The 14,166-nt window shown below is 72.1% G+C and carries 10 protein-coding genes; 6 read left to right on the top strand and 4 right to left on the bottom strand.

Going from position 1 to position 14,166, the window contains the following annotated elements; genetic code table 11:
• Positions 1–52: 52 nt before the first annotated feature.
• Positions 53–2,773: a DNA polymerase I gene (gene polA, locus ACIQK6_RS13990; RefSeq protein WP_402694869.1), complete on the top strand. Its 2,721-nt coding sequence runs from the start codon at positions 53–55 to the stop codon at positions 2,771–2,773.
• A gap of 36 nt (positions 2,774–2,809) precedes the next feature.
• On the opposite strand, the gene ACIQK6_RS13985 is transcribed toward polA, so the two are convergent.
• Positions 2,810–3,670 (bottom strand): DUF4184 family protein, encoded by an 861-nt coding sequence (locus ACIQK6_RS13985; RefSeq protein ID WP_329103114.1) that lies wholly within the window; start codon positions 3,668–3,670, stop codon positions 2,810–2,812.
• A gap of 184 nt (positions 3,671–3,854) precedes the next feature.
• Between ACIQK6_RS13985 and ACIQK6_RS13980 the strand changes: the two genes are divergently transcribed.
• On the top strand, positions 3,855–5,135 hold the full coding sequence (locus ACIQK6_RS13980) for a lytic transglycosylase domain-containing protein (protein ID WP_402694868.1): 1,281 nt from the start codon (positions 3,855–3,857) through the stop codon (positions 5,133–5,135).
• Positions 5,136–5,218: 83 nt separating this feature from the next.
• Here ACIQK6_RS13980 and ACIQK6_RS13975 read toward each other — a convergent pair whose 3' ends face one another.
• Complete coding sequence (locus tag ACIQK6_RS13975) at positions 5,219–6,169, bottom strand: right-handed parallel beta-helix repeat-containing protein (protein ID WP_402694867.1); 951 nt, start codon at positions 6,167–6,169, stop codon at positions 5,219–5,221.
• 260 nt (positions 6,170–6,429) lie between these two features.
• Here ACIQK6_RS13975 and ACIQK6_RS13970 point away from each other — a divergent pair, with 260 nt between their 5' ends.
• Together ACIQK6_RS13970 and ACIQK6_RS13965 are read left to right on the top strand one after the other, a co-directional pair.
• Positions 6,430–6,570: an SPW_0924 family protein gene (locus tag ACIQK6_RS13970; RefSeq protein WP_150256957.1), complete on the top strand. Its 141-nt coding sequence runs from the start codon at positions 6,430–6,432 to the stop codon at positions 6,568–6,570.
• 14 nt (positions 6,571–6,584) lie between these two features.
• Entirely contained in the window at positions 6,585–7,544 is a 960-nt protein-coding gene (locus ACIQK6_RS13965) for a DUF3068 domain-containing protein (protein ID WP_329103121.1), read from the top strand.
• Here ACIQK6_RS13965 and ACIQK6_RS13960 read toward each other — a convergent pair.
• Both ACIQK6_RS13960 and ACIQK6_RS13955 read right to left on the bottom strand, forming a co-directional pair.
• Positions 7,534–10,263, bottom strand: coding sequence for an ATP-dependent RNA helicase (locus ACIQK6_RS13960; RefSeq protein ID WP_402694866.1), 2,730 nt, complete (start codon positions 10,261–10,263; stop codon positions 7,534–7,536). The genes ACIQK6_RS13965 and ACIQK6_RS13960 overlap by 11 nt on opposite strands.
• Position 10,264: 1 nt before the next feature.
• Positions 10,265–11,113: a class I SAM-dependent methyltransferase gene (locus ACIQK6_RS13955; RefSeq protein ID WP_329103124.1), complete on the bottom strand. Its 849-nt coding sequence runs from the start codon at positions 11,111–11,113 to the stop codon at positions 10,265–10,267.
• Positions 11,114–11,466: 353 nt separating this feature from the next.
• On the opposite strand from ACIQK6_RS13955, the gene rpsA reads away from it, so the two are divergent.
• Both rpsA and ACIQK6_RS13945 read left to right on the top strand, forming a co-directional pair.
• Positions 11,467–12,975: a 30S ribosomal protein S1 gene (gene rpsA / locus ACIQK6_RS13950; protein WP_030010959.1), complete on the top strand. Its 1,509-nt coding sequence runs from the start codon at positions 11,467–11,469 to the stop codon at positions 12,973–12,975.
• Positions 12,976–13,204: 229 nt separating this feature from the next.
• Positions 13,205–14,143 (top strand): PAC2 family protein, encoded by a 939-nt coding sequence (locus tag ACIQK6_RS13945; protein WP_329103126.1) that lies wholly within the window; start codon positions 13,205–13,207, stop codon positions 14,141–14,143.
• Positions 14,144–14,166 lie beyond the last annotated feature (23 nt).

The following is a 14,166-nucleotide window of genomic DNA, read 5'->3' as shown; positions in this document are numbered from 1 at the left end:
CCGGGGGAGGCGACGGGCCGGAATTGTCGGTGGGGGCGCCTAGGATCGGTGCGTGGCAGATTCAGCATCGAAGAAGACGGACCAGACGACCGCAGGGGACCGCCCCCGCCTGATGCTCATGGACGGGCACTCCCTGGCCTACCGGGCGTTCTTCGCGCTGCCCGCGGAGAACTTCACGACCGCGACGGGGCAGCCGACCAACGCAATCTACGGTTTCGCGTCGATGCTGGCGAACACGCTGCGCGACGAGGCCCCTACGCATTTCGCGGTGGCGTTCGACGTCTCCCGCAAGACGTGGCGTTCGACGGAGTTCCCCGAGTACAAGGCGAACCGCTCCAAGACCCCCGACGAGTTCAAGGGGCAGGTCGAGCTGATCGGCGAGCTGCTCGACACGATGCACGTGCCGCGGTTCGCGGTCGACGGCTTCGAGGCCGACGACGTGATCGCGACGCTGGCGACGCAGGCCGAGGCGGCCGGCTTCGACGTGCTGATCGTCACCGGCGACCGCGACTCCTTCCAGCTCGTCTCCGAGCACACCACCGTGCTCTACCCGACCAAGGGCGTCTCCGAGCTCACCCGGTTCACCCCGGAGAAGGTCGAGGAGAAGTACGGCCTCACCCCGCAGCAGTACCCGGACTTCGCGGCGCTGCGCGGCGACCCGTCCGACAACCTGCCGGGCATTCCGGGCGTCGGCGAGAAGACCGCAGCCAAGTGGATCACCCAGTTCGGGTCGTTCGCGGAGCTCGTGGAGCGCGCCGACGAGGTCAAGGGCAAGGCCGGGCAGAACTTCCGGGACCACCTGGAAGCCGTCAAGCTCAACCGGGTCCTGACCGAGATGGTCAAGGACGTCGAGCTGCCCAAGACCCCGGCCGACCTGGTCCGCGCCCCCTACGACCGGACCGCGATGCTCGGCGTGCTGGACGTGCTGGAGATCCGCAACGCCTCGCTGCGCGAGCGGCTGCTCGCCGTGGACCCGGGCGCGGCCGTGGAAGAGGCCCCGGCTCCGGCGGCCGGCGTGGAACTGGACGCGTCCGTGCTGGGTACGGGCGAGCTCGCGCCGTGGCTGGAGGGCCACGCGGGCGGCCCGCTGGGCATCGCGACCGTCGACAGCTGGGCGCTGGGCCAGGGCAACGTCACCGAGATCGCGCTGGCCGCGGCCGGCGGCGCCGCCGCCTGGTTCACGCCCGCCGAGCTGGACGAGGCCGACGAGCGGGCCTTCGCGGCCTGGGCCGCCGACGCGACGAAGCCCAAGGTCGTGCACAACGCCAAGGGCCTGATGCGGGTCTTCCCCGAGCACGGCTGGACCCTCGCCGGCGTCTCCATGGACACCGCGCTCGCCGCCTACCTGGTCAAGCCGGGCCGCCGGTCCTTCGCCCTGGACGCCCTGTCCATGGAGTACCTGCACCGTGAGCTGGCGCCCGCCGCCGCCGACGGGCAGCTGGCCTTCGGCGCCGACGAGACCGCCGAGGCCGAGGCCCTGATGGCGCAGGCCCGCGCGGTCCTGGACCTGGGCGACGCCTTCACCGACAAGCTCGCCGAGGTCGGCGCCGCGGAGCTGCTCCACGACATGGAGCTGCCCACCTCCGAACTCCTCGCCCGGATGGAGCGCTCCGGCATCGCCGCCGACCGCGACCACCTGGAGGCCATGGAGCAGCAGTTCGCCGGGGCCGTGCAGCAGGCCGTCAAGGAAGCGCACGCCACCGTCGGCCACGAGTTCAACCTCGGCTCGCCCAAGCAGCTCCAGGAGGTCTTCTTCGGCGAGCTGGACCTGCCGAAGACGAAGAAGACCAAGACCGGCTACACGACGGACGCGGACGCGCTGGCCTGGCTGGCCACGCAGACCGACCACGAACTCCCGGTGATCATGCTGCGGCACCGGGAGCAGGCCAAGCTGCGCGTCACCGTCGAGGGCCTGGTCAAGACCATCGCCGCCGACGGCCGGGTGCACACCAGCTTCAGCCAGACCGTCGCCGCGACCGGCCGGCTGTCCTCCACCGACCCCAACCTGCAGAACGTGCCGGTGCGCACCGACGAAGGCCGTGCCATCCGCCGCGGCTTCGTCGTCGGCGAGGGCTTCGAGTCCCTGATGACGGCCGACTACAGCCAGATCGAGCTGCGCGTCATGGCCCACCTCTCCGAGGACGAGGGCCTGATCGAGGCGTTCGCGACCGGCGAGGACCTGCACACCACCGTCGCCTCCCAGGTGTTCGGGGTGGAGCGGTCCGAGGTCGACGCCGAGATGCGCCGCAAGATCAAGGCCATGTCGTACGGACTCGCCTACGGGCTCTCCGCGTTCGGCCTCGCCCAGCAGCTGAACATCGAGCCCGCCGAGGCGCGCGGCCTGATGGAGACCTTCTTCGAGCGGTTCGGCGGGGTCCGCGACTACCTCGGCCGGGTCGTCGACGAGGCCCGCGCCACCGGATACACGGCGACGATCTTCGGCCGCCGCCGGTACCTGCCCGACCTCAACAGCGACAACCGCCAGCGCCGCGAGGCCGCCGAGCGGATGGCGCTCAACGCCCCCATCCAGGGCACCGCCGCCGACATCGTCAAGGTCGCGATGCTGCGCGTGGACAAGGCGATCGCCGGGGCCGGTCTGCGCTCGCGGATGCTGCTCCAGGTCCACGACGAAATCGTGCTGGAGATCGCCCCGGGCGAGCGCGAGCAGGTCGAGGAGCTGGTGCGGCGCGAGATGGGCGCCGCCGTCGAGCTCCGGGCCCCGCTGGACGTGTCGGTGGGCGTCGGCCCGGACTGGGAGTCCGCCGCGCACTGATCGCCGTACGGCCCGCCCGGCGCCCGTCCCCGCTGCTCAGGCGGTGGGGACGGGCGTCCGCGTTTCCTCGTCCGCGGGGCGCCCGGTCCGGTCGCGGCGCTGCCGCAGCCGCACGAGGACCCCGTAGACCAGCAGCGCGACGGTCAGTCCGGCGCCCGCGCCGAAGCAGATGGTCGGGATGATGTCGAGCGGCGTACGGATCCGGTCGAAGAAGTCGAAGAAGCGCAGCACGCGCCGGGTGACCCCGGCCGCCACGCACACCACGAGCAGGGCGAGGGCACCCCAGAGCTCCGCGCGGGAGAGCACCGGCACGGACGCGGGGGCCGGGAGCGTGGGAAGCCGGCGCAGGGCGGTCACCGCGAACCAGAGCAGGGCGCATGCGGCGACGGCCGAAGTGCCGTACTGGAGGAAGGAGTAGCCCGGCAGGCCGTAGGCGAGCGGCTCGGCGAGATCGGGCAGCGCGTTCGTGCCCCAGCGGTCGTGGTGCGTGAAGCTGTCCCAGAGCACGTGGGTGAGGGACCCGAGGGCCGCCGAGACGTAGAACCAGCCGACGAGCACGGCCGGCCGGGGACGCTCGCGCCATGCCTCGCCCCGCACGAAGGCGTACGCCCTGCCCCGCCAGGCGCGCGGCAGGAGCGCGATCAGCGGCTCGCGCAGCAGGAGCCAGAACCCCACCAGGACGGCCGTCAGCACGGCGTCCAGCGTGAGGACGCCCGGCAGCGAGTGCGTGAAGGCCCCGTACGTCAGGACGCCTTCGACGATCGCGTCCGTGAAGTAGAAGGTGTCCGGCGCGAACGACCCGAGGACGAGCGCCGAGGCGACGAGGGGGCCCCGCGCACGCCCGGTCCGACGGATGGCCGGAAGTACGGCGGCCGCGTGGCTGAGAGTGAACGGCATGACACCTCTCCTGTGACGTGCTGTGGACGTTCCTTACTTCGGGCCAATGCTCCCGAAGGGTCCAGACAGTATCCGTGACCTGCCTCGGAACGTGGGGATGTGGTGAATTCCCGCCCTCCTTGCGTGCTGTGTGCAGGGAGTTGACGTAGGGTCACGCGGACGTCGAGGGGGAGGGGTCCGGCTCATGTCGGCTCGAATAATCGGACGCAGGCTGCGCAGGGGAACGACGGCCGCCTTGGTCTCCGCTCTGGTGGTCGCCGCGGTGACGGCGTCCCAGGGCCCGGCGGGCGGGAGCACCGACCGGCTCTCCGCCGCCGGGGAGTCAGCCGCGCAGCCGAGGCCGCAGTCGCCGCCGGCCGCGGACACGGCCGGCGGCGACTCCGCGTACTTCACCGAACTCCCGCCGCTGGTGAGCCCGCAGCCACCGGACGTACTGCTGCCGGAGGAGGGGGCGGCGCCGCAGCCACAACCACAGGCCCAGGCCCCGACGGGCCCGCAGGCCGCACCGGCGTCGGTCGTGACCGGGCCGGCGGAAGGGGCGCAGGGGATACCGGCGAGCGTGCTCGCGGCGTACCAGGGCGCGGAGCAGAAGGTCGGGCGGAGCGCCCCGGGCTGCGGACTGCGCTGGCAACTCCTCGCGGCGATCGGCAAGGTGGAGTCCGGGCAGGCGCGGGGCGGGCAGGTCGACGCGGCCGGGACCACGCTGCGGCCGATCCTGGGGCCGGTGCTCGACGGCAACGGCTTCGCGAACATCTCGGACACGGACGGCGGAGCGTACGACGGGGACTCCCGCTACGACCGGGCGGTCGGGCCGATGCAGTTCATCCCCTCCACGTGGGCGGCGTGGGGCCAGGACGCGGACGGCGACGGCCGGCGCAACCCGAACAACGTGCACGACGCGGCCCTGGCGGCCGCCCGTTACCTGTGCGCGGGCAGCCGCGACCTGCGGGTGGACGCGGACCTGGACCGGGCCGTGCTCTCCTACAACCGCTCCACGGAGTACCTGCGCACGGTGCGGTCCTGGTTCACGTACTACCTGAAGGGGACGCACGAAGTCCCGGACCGGCCCGCTACGGGACCGGGCACACCCACGACGCAGCCCCCGAGCCCCACGCCGAAGCCGACGCCGACTCCCACGCCGAAGCCCACGCCGACGCCGACGCCGACGCCGAGCCCCACCCCGACGCCGGACCCGAAGCCGACCCCGACCCCGACGCCGGACCCGAAGCCCACCCCGACTCCCACCCCTACGCCTACGCCTACACCCACGCCGACGCCGACACCTACCCCGGACCCGAAGCCCTCGCCGACCCCGACGCCCACACCCACGCCGACCCCGACCCCGAAGCCTTCGCCGACCCCGACGGCCAGCCCGACGCCCAGCTCGTCACGCACGCCGAAGCCCACCGCGTCTCCGGCCTCCGCTCCGACGGTGCCCCGGCCGACCCCGGGGCAACACACGTAGTGCTGTGACCGGGAAGGTTCCCCGGGTCACAGCACCAGGCCGCGCCTTGTGGATCAAGCCGGGCTCGCGGATCGAGTCTGGGGTCAGTTCGTGCAGCCGGGAACCGCCCCGACGGGCCGGCAGTTGTTGGGCGTGTTCTCGACGATCCGGCTCCTGACGAGGGTCAGGGAGCCGCCAGAGGGTCCTTGCCAGACGCCGCCGCCGTTGAGCGCGATGTTGCGCCGCACCTTTGTGTCCGTCAGCGTGGTGGTGCCGTCATTGGCGATGCCGCCACCCGTTTGGCCCGCGCGGTTGTCCGCGATGGTCGTCGAGGAGATGTCCATCGGAGAGCGGTCGTTGTAGATTCCGCCGCCCTGCTGGAAGGCGCGGTTGCCTTCGATGTGCGAGTTCTTGATGGTCAGGGAGACCCCGGCGGTGAAGATGCCGCCTCCCAGCTCCGTGGCCTGGTTCCGCACCACTTTGGTCTTCTTCAGCAGGGTGGTGCTTCCCGGCCCGTTGTAGATGGCGCCACCCCGCTGGGCAGCACTGTCCCGCACGACGCTGTCGTGGATCTCAAGGGTGCTGCTCTGGTTCACATAGATGGCGCCCCCCTGGTTCGCCGTGCTGTTGGTCACGGTGCTGTGCTTGAGGATGAGCGTCCCGCCGTCCGTGGGCAGGTAGGTGCCGGCGTAGTCGAGATAGCCGCCACCGGTCGCGGTGATGCCCTCGACCGTCAGGCGCCCGCCGGGGCCGTCGATCTCCGCGATGCGGAAGCCCTCGGTCGCGTCGGGATCCCGTCGGATGGTGGTCTTGTCTCCCAGCAGCGTGACGGTGCCCGTGATCCTGGGCAGGGCGTTGGGGCCGAGGCCGCCGGTCGACGCGGGAAGTGAGGACGTTGTAGACGCATTTGGGTGCGAGCCGGATGGTGTGCGGTCCGGTGTTGTTGTTCGCGGCGTCGATCGCGTTGTTGAGTGCGGTGACGTCGCAGGGAATGGCCGCCAGGGAGGTCGCGTCCGCGGTGTTGCCGAGACTGAGCGCGGCCACGACCGGTACAACCAGGGCCGCTGCCTTGAGTCGACGTCTCTGCATCACTTCTCCGATCATCGTGTGCAATCGTTTGATTACTTTCCGTTGATGATCAGTGTTCCATGGGGTGGGTGTCCCGCCGCGTGCAACGCGGGGGCGGGCGTGCCGGCGGGCGCCGAGATCCCCCGGGCGGCCCAGTGGTGATCTGTGGCCCGAACGGTTCTCATCTCGCCCCCGCGTTGCTACGGTGCCCCATCTCTGACGCCTCATCAGATTTCGGAGCCCCGGCATGCGCGCATTCGTCGCCGCCGCCATCGGCCTCGCGGCCGCGCTGGCCCTCGTGTTCGCCATCACGGCGTTCGGGGTGCCCGAAGGCGAGACCTCACCCAAGCCCCTGCTCACCACCGCGCCCCCCGCGCCCGGAAAGTAGAGGAGGGCCCGGCCGTGCGACGCAGAGCGAGCCTTGTCCTGCTGGCCCTCGCCGTGTTCTGCGCGGCCCTCGCGCCGCTGCTGCGCTGGTACGCGTACCCCCGCCTCGCCAAGATCCCGCCGAACCAGTACCAGGAGATGGTCCTGGAGGCGAAGGACGCCACGCTCCTCGACTACACCGGCGGCATGCAGCCGAAGAAGGTCGACAAGGTCACCATCGTCCAAACCCTCAAGGGCAACGTCGAGGCGTCGAAGGAGATAGAGGCGAGCGCGGGCAAGGACGTCGTCGTCTGGGACACCCTGTCCTACATCATCGGCCCGGACGGGAAGATGGTCTCCCAGATCCCCGAGCGCTACATCTTCGACGCGCACACCCAGGACCCGGTCCACGCCACCGGGGAGACGGTCGACGGGGACCCGGTCAAGCGCGAGGGCATCGAGTTCAAGTGGCCCTTCTTCACCGAGCCGCGCGACTACCTCTACTTCGACGCGCAGACCCGCACCTCCTCGCCGATCCACTACGTCGGGCCGCGCACGTTCAAGGGCATGGACGTCTACTACTTCGAGCAGACCGTCCCGTGGACCAAGGTCCCCATGCCCAAGAAGATGCCGATCGAGGGCATCGACCCGTCGACGATCGAGGCGGCCACCGGCACCACCCTCTGGTACACGGTCAAGGCGAGGTTCTGGGTCGACCCGGTGACCGGCGCGCCCGTCAACGCCGAGCAGGACATCCAGCAGGAGATGCGCGGCGGCATCGCGGCCGGCGGCCCCGACGGCAAGCTGACCGCCTTCGCCGGACACGTCACCATGCGCGAGGACTACTCCGACTACACGGTCGACCTCGTCAGGTCGAACCGTACGAAGGTCCTCGCCCTGCATACCTACGCGCCGATCGGCCTGGCCGCCGGCGGGCTCGTACTGCTCGGCGTGGCGCTGTGGCTGGAGGCCCGCGGCCGCCGCGTCAGCGCCTGAGCCGGGCGTTCGTGTGCCGGGTGGGCTCGGCGGTGGCCGGGTCCTCGGGCCAGGGGTGCTTGGGATAGCGCCCGCGCAGTTCCGCGCGCACGGCCCGGTAGCCGCCCTGCCAGAAGGAGGCGAGGTCGGCGGTGACCGCGGCGGGCCGGCCGGCCGGCGACAGCAGGTGCACCAGCACCGGTACGCCCGCCACCCGCGGGGTCTCGGCCAGCCCGAACAGCTCCTGCAGCTTCACCGCGAGCACCGGCTGGCCGTGTTCGGCGGCGTAGTCCACCCGGATCCGGGATCCGCTGGGCACCTCCAGGCGTTCCGGAGCCAGCTCGTCCAGTCGGACGGCCTCCCCGGTGGCCCACGGCAGCAGCCGGTTCAGGGCCTGCCCGGCGTCGATCCGCCCGAGGTCGGCGCGGCGCCGGGCCCGGGACAGTTCGGGCTCCAACCAGTCGTCGGCCCGCTCCAGCAGGGCCCGGTCGTCGGCCACGTCGGGCCAGGCTCCGCCGAGCGTGCGGTGCAGGAAGCCGAGGCGGGCCCGGAGGGTCAGCGCGTCCGGGGACCAGCGCAGCAGGCCGAGTCCCTCGGCGCGCAGCCCGTCGAGGAGAGCGGCCCGGACGAGCGCGGGGTCGGGGGTGCGCAGCGGACGTGCGGACAGTTCGATCGCCCCGAGGCGCTCGGCGGCGCGGGCGATGAGGTCGCCGTCCTCCCAGCGGACCTCTTCCCCCGCGGTGAGCAGGTGCGAGGCGGCGGCGCGGGCGGTGTCCTCGTCGATGACGGCGCCGAGCCGGACCCGGGCGGACGCGGCATGCGGGGGCCTGTCGGCGACGGCGACGGCCAGCCAGGGCGCGCTGCGCAGCCGGGAGCCGTCGCCGAGCTCGGCCGCGGTGCCGTTGGCCATGAGGAGGGCCCCCTCGCCCCTGGCTTTCGCCACCCGCTCGGGGAACCCGAGGGCGGCGATGAGCCCGGCGGCGAGGTCATCGGGTGCGGCTGCGCCGCCGGGGCTCCGCCCCGCACCCCGCGCCTCAAACGCAGGCGAGGCTGAAAGATCGGGGCTCCGCCCCGGACCCCGCGGCTCGGACGCCGGAGGGGCTGAAGAATCAGCCTCGCCGGCGTTTGAGGCGCGGGGGTCCGGGGGCTGGCCCCCGGCAGCGGTGCCGCACCCGAGCGGGGTGCGGGGTGCAGCCCCGGCCCCGGTTCCGGCGGTGCGCCCCGCAGGGGAAACGGCGCGCTCCAGGCGGCGGGCCTCCGCGCGCCAGCGGGCCGCGTAGCCGTCGCCGCCCGCCCGGGCCCGCCGCCAGGCGCCGGCCAGGTCGTCCCCGTACTCCCGCGGCGGCTCCTCGCTCAGCAGGGCCACCACCTCCGCCGCCCGGCGGGCACCGAGCGCGGCGGAGCCGTCCAGCAGGGCCCGGGCCAGCCGCGGGTGCAGTCCGAGCCGGGCCATCCGCTGCCCGCGCGCGGTGACCGCACCGGCCGGGGACACCGCGCCGACGGCCACCAGCACCTCCCGCGCCGCGGCCATGGCCCCGGCCGGCGGCGGATCCAGCAGGGCCAGCCCGGTCGCGTCCGGGTCGCCCCAGCAGGCGGCCTGCAGGGCGAACTGCGCCAGGTCGGCGATGCGGATCTCCGGCGAGGGGAACGCGGCCAGCCGGCCGTCCTCCGCCTCGGCCCAGCAGCGGTACACCGTGCCCGGCGCCTCGCGCCCGGCCCGGCCCGCCCGCTGGCGCCCCGCCGCGCGGGACGCCCGTACGGTCGCCAGTGCGCCCAGCCCCCGCGCGTGGTCCACGCGGGGCTCGCGGGCCAGCCCGGAGTCCACCACCACGCGCACCCCGGGAACGGTCAGGCTCGACTCCGCCACGGCGGTGGAAAGGATCACCCTGCGGTGATCGGCGACGGAGAGCGCCGCGTCCTGGACCGCAGCCGGGGCCCGGCCGTGGATCTGGAGCACCTCGGCGTCCACTCCGGCCAGCTGCCCGGCGACCCGGGCGATCTCGCCGACCCCGGGCAGGAAGCACAGGACGTCGCCGTCGCGCTCGGCCAGCGCCCGCCGCACCACCGAGGCCACGTGCGCCAGCTGCGCCGGGTCCACCCGCATTCCGTGCGGGGGCCGCACCGGCTTGGCCGGCGGGGCCCAGACCGTCTCCACGGGGTACGAGACACCCGCCGCCTCCACCACCGGCGCACCGCCCGGGCCTCCCTGGCCGAGAACGTGCGCCCAGCCGGCCGAGTCCGTCGTCGCCGAGGCCGCCACCAGCCGCAGCTCCGGGCGCAGGGTCTCCCGTACGTCGAGGAGGAAGGCGGCGACCGTGTCGGCGTCCAGGTGCCGCTCGTGGCACTCGTCCAGGACCACCACGTCCACCCCGGTCAGCTCCTGGTCGCGCTGGAGGCGCTGGAGCAGCACTCCGGTGGTCACCACCTCCACCACGGTGTCCGGACCCGCCACCCGTTCCCCGCGCACGGTGAAGCCGACCGCGCCGCCGACCTGCTCGCCCAGCAGCCAGGCCATCCGGCGCGCCGCGGCCCGGGCGGCGATCCGCCGGGGCTCGGCGACGACCACCCGGCGCCGCGGGCCGCCGCCCACCAGTCCGGCCAGCACCAGCGGCACCAGCGTGGTCTTGCCGGTGCCGGGCGGGGCGCAGAGCACCGCAGTGCCGTGGCCGTCCAGCGCTGAGACGAGCGCGGGCACGGCCTCCCGCACGGGCAGGGAGTCGAGGGCGGCGGTACGGATCACGTCAGTCGCGCTCGCAGACGAAGATCGCGGTGCCCGGGATCAGGTTGCCGCGCAGCGGGGACCAGCCGCCCCACTCCTGGCTGTTCCACTCCGGCCACTCGGGCTCGACCAGGTCGAGCAGGCGGAAGCCGCCCGCCACCACGTCGCGCACCCGGTCGCCGATCGTGCGGTGGTGCTCCACGTATACGGCGCGGCCCTGCTCGTCCTGTTCCACGTACGCGGTGCGGTCGAAGTAGGAGGCGGCGACGGACAGCCCCTCGGGTCCGGGCTCGTCGGGGAAGGCCCAGCGGACGGGGTGGGTCACGGAGAACACCCAGCGGCCGCCGGGGCGCAGCACGCGGTGCACCTCGCGCATGACGTTGACCGGGTCGGCGACGAAGGGCACGGCTCCGTAGGCGGAGCAGGCCAGGTCGAAGGAGCCGGCGCGGAAGGGCAGCCGTCCGGCGTCGGCCTCGACCAGGGGGACGTCGTCGCCGATGCGCAGGGCGTGCTGGAGCTGGCGGTGGGAGAGGTCGAGGGCGACCGGGCGGGCGCCCTGGGCGGCCAGCCAGCGCGAGCACTGGGCGGCGCCGGCGCCGATCTCCAGGACGTCCTTGTCCCTGAGGGAGGCGGCGGGGCCGAGGAGGGCCGCCTCCGCCTCGTCCAGCCCCTCGGGTCCCCACACGAAGCGGTCGTCGCCGAGGAAGGCGCCGTGGTCGCTCTGGTACTCGTCGGCGTTGCGGTCCCACCAGCTGCGGCTCGCCCGGCTGCTCTCCGCTTCCCCCGCGTCACGCCGTGTGGCCTCGGGGTCTTCCACGGAGACCGGATCGGCCTCGGACGCTACTTCGGAGGCGTAGTCCTCTTGGTTCATGGGGCCCGTCGTCGTAGTCTGCGAATGTCTTCTGAATGTGGCAGGAAGCGCCAGGAGGGGCTTCCCGCCCATGAATTGTGCCGGTTGTGCGGCGATCCGCCCGGGGTGTGCGCCTTCGCGCATTGACCCTGTCCGGCTGCCCCCGTATGCTACAAGTTGCGCTGCGAGCCTGTGCTCCTCAGACCTAGCAGGCTGCGCTTGCATCTGTTGATGTCCCCTCGGTTTTCGAGGCCCCGCCGCTCTTCGCGGAAGGGGGTCTCCTTGGCTGTCCGGCTTCTTCGGCAGATGCCGATAAGGGCTCCCGGCGTAGCAGTACCTACGACTTTCTGTCCGTAACCGGAGCCCTTTCCCACATGACGAGCAGCACCGAGACCACCTCTACCACTCCGCAGGTAGCGGTCAACGACATCGGTAACGAGGAAGCCTTCCTCGCCGCGATCGACGAGACGATCAAGTACTTCAACGACGGCGACATCGTCGACGGCGTCATCGTGAAGGTCGACCGGGACGAGGTCCTGCTCGACATCGGTTACAAGACCGAAGGCGTGATCCCGAGCCGTGAGCTCTCGATCAAGCACGACGTCGACCCGAACGAGGTCGTCAAGGTCGGCGACGAGATCGAGGCCCTGGTTCTCCAGAAGGAGGACAAGGAAGGCCGTCTGATCCTGTCCAAGAAGCGCGCTCAGTACGAGCGTGCCTGGGGCACGATCGAGAAGATCAAGGAAGAAGACGGCATCGTCACCGGTACCGTCATCGAGGTCGTCAAGGGTGGTCTCATCCTCGACATCGGCCTCCGCGGCTTCCTGCCGGCCTCTCTCGTCGAGATGCGTCGTGTCCGCGACCTCCAGCCCTACGTGGGCAAGGAGCTCGAGGCGAAGATCATCGAGCTGGACAAGAACCGCAACAACGTGGTCCTGTCCCGCCGTGCCTGGCTGGAGCAGACCCAGTCCGAGGTCCGCCAGACGTTCCTCACCACCCTGCAGAAGGGTCAGGTCCGCTCCGGCGTCGTTTCCTCGATCGTCAACTTCGGTGCCTTCGTGGACCTGGGTGGCGTCGACGGTCTCGTCCACGTTTCCGAGCTGTCCTGGAAGCACATCGACCACCCGTCCGAGGTCGTCGAGGTCGGTCAGGAAGTCACCGTCGAGGTCCTCGACGTGGACATGGACCGCGAGCGCGTCTCCCTGTCGCTGAAGGCGACGCAGGAGGACCCGTGGCAGCAGTTCGCCCGGACCCACCAGATCGGTCAGGTCGTCCCGGGTAAGGTCACCAAGCTGGTTCCGTTCGGTGCGTTCGTCCGCGTGGACGAGGGCATCGAGGGTCTGGTCCACATCTCCGAGCTGGCCGAGCGCCACGTGGAGATCCCGGAGCAGGTCGTCCAGGTCAACGACGAGATCTTCGTCAAGGTCATCGACATCGACCTCGAGCGTCGCCGGATCTCGCTGTCCCTGAAGCAGGCCAACGAGTCCTTCGGTGCCGACCCGGCGTCGGTCGAGTTCGACCCGACCCTGTACGGCATGGCCGCGTCTTACGACGACCAGGGCAACTACATCTACCCCGAGGGCTTCGACCCCGAGACCAACGACTGGCTCGAGGGCTTCGACAAGCAGCGCGAGGCCTGGGAGACCCAGTACGCCGAGGCGCAGCAGCGCTTCGAGCAGCACCAGGCTCAGGTCATCAAGAGCCGCGAGGCCGACGAGGCCGCTGCCGCCGAGGGCGCTGCCGCCCCGGCCGCCGGTGGCAACGCCGGTGCGGGCATCTCGGGTGGTTCGTACTCCTCGGAGTCGGACGAGACCTCCGGCGCCCTGGCGTCGGACGAGGCCCTGGCCGCGCTCCGCGAGAAGCTGGCCGGCGGCCAGAGCTGATCGCAGCGCGCATCACACTCCGGTGTGAGCCGAGCTGAACTGCGTTGAACGGTAAGGCCCGTCCCCTTCGGGGGCGGGCCTTACCGCGTTTCCCGCCGCGTTCCCCACGGCCGCTCCCCGTCCGGTCCCCTCGTGATCCGTTGCGTTCCTGTGAATGCGGCCAACTGGGGAATGGCCGGACCGCCTTGGACGTTCTTGGCTGAGAACGAGGCGAGGAGGAGTGGTGACGGTGCTTGATCCACAGGGTTTGTACGAATGGGACGCCAAGGGCCTGGCGGTGGCCGACCTGGCGGTCGCCCAGGACTCGGCCGGGCTGGTCATGCTGTACCACTTCGAGGGGTACATCGACGCGGGTGAGGCCGGCGAGCAGATCGTCGAGAGGCTGCTGGACACCCTGCCCCACCAGGTGGTCGCCCGGTTCGACGCGGACCGGCTGGTGGACTACCGGGCGCGGCGCCCGCTGCTGACCTTCCAGCGCGACCACTGGACGGAGTTCGAGGAGCCGCGACTGGAGGTCCGGCTGGTCCAGGACGCCACCGGAGCGCCCTTCCTGCTGCTGTCCGGCCCGGAGCCGGACGTGGAGTGGGAGCGCTTCGCCGTCGCCGTCCGGCAGATCGTCGAGCGCCTCGGCGTGCGGCTCTCGGTCAACTTCCACGGCATCCCGATGGGCGTCCCCCACACCCGGCCGGTGGGCATCACCCCGCACGGCAACCGCACCGACCTCATGCCGGGCCACCGCAGCCCCTTCGACGAGGCCCAGGTACCGGGCAGCGCGGAGTCCCTGGTGGAGTTCCGCCTGAGCCAGGCCGGGCACGACGTACTGGGTGTGGCCGCGCACGTACCGCACTACGTCGCGCGCTCCGCGTACCCGGACGCCGCGCTGACGGTGCTGGAGGCGATCACGGCGGCGACCGGGCTGGTGCTCCCGGCCGTGGCGCACGCCCTGCGGACCGAGGCGCACCGCACGCAGACGGAGATCGACCGGCAGATCAGGGAGGGCGACGAGGAGCTGGTCAGCCTGGTGCAGGGGCTGGAGCACCAGTACGACGCGGCCGCCGGGGCCGAGACCCGGGGCAACATGATCGCCGAGCCGGCGGAGCTGCCGTCGGCGGACGAGATCGGCCGCGAGTTCGAGCGGTTCCTGGCGGAGCGCGAGGGCGAGAACTGACGTACGGGCGGGGCCCCCTATGC

Source organism: Streptomyces sp. NPDC091682 (assembly GCF_044756625.1).
Taxonomy (GTDB): domain Bacteria; phylum Actinomycetota; class Actinomycetes; order Streptomycetales; family Streptomycetaceae; genus Streptomyces.
Note: the sequence above shows the minus strand (reverse complement) of the source record. Positions and strands in the feature narration are given on the sequence as shown.

Excerpts from the sequence above, each read along its gene's own strand:
- ACIQK6_RS13970 (WP_150256957.1), top strand. The coding sequence starts at position 6,430 with ATGCGCGCATTCGTCGCCGCCGCCATCGGCCTCGCGGCCGCGCTGGCC.
- ACIQK6_RS13955 (WP_329103124.1), bottom strand. The coding sequence starts at position 11,113 with ATGAACCAAGAGGACTACGCCTCCGAAGTAGCGTCCGAGGCCGATCCG.
- ACIQK6_RS13980 (WP_402694868.1), top strand. The coding sequence starts at position 3,855 with ATGTCGGCTCGAATAATCGGACGCAGGCTGCGCAGGGGAACGACGGCC.
- ACIQK6_RS13985 (WP_329103114.1), bottom strand. The coding sequence starts at position 3,670 with ATGCCGTTCACTCTCAGCCACGCGGCCGCCGTACTTCCGGCCATCCGT.
- rpsA (WP_030010959.1), top strand. The coding sequence starts at position 11,467 with ATGACGAGCAGCACCGAGACCACCTCTACCACTCCGCAGGTAGCGGTC.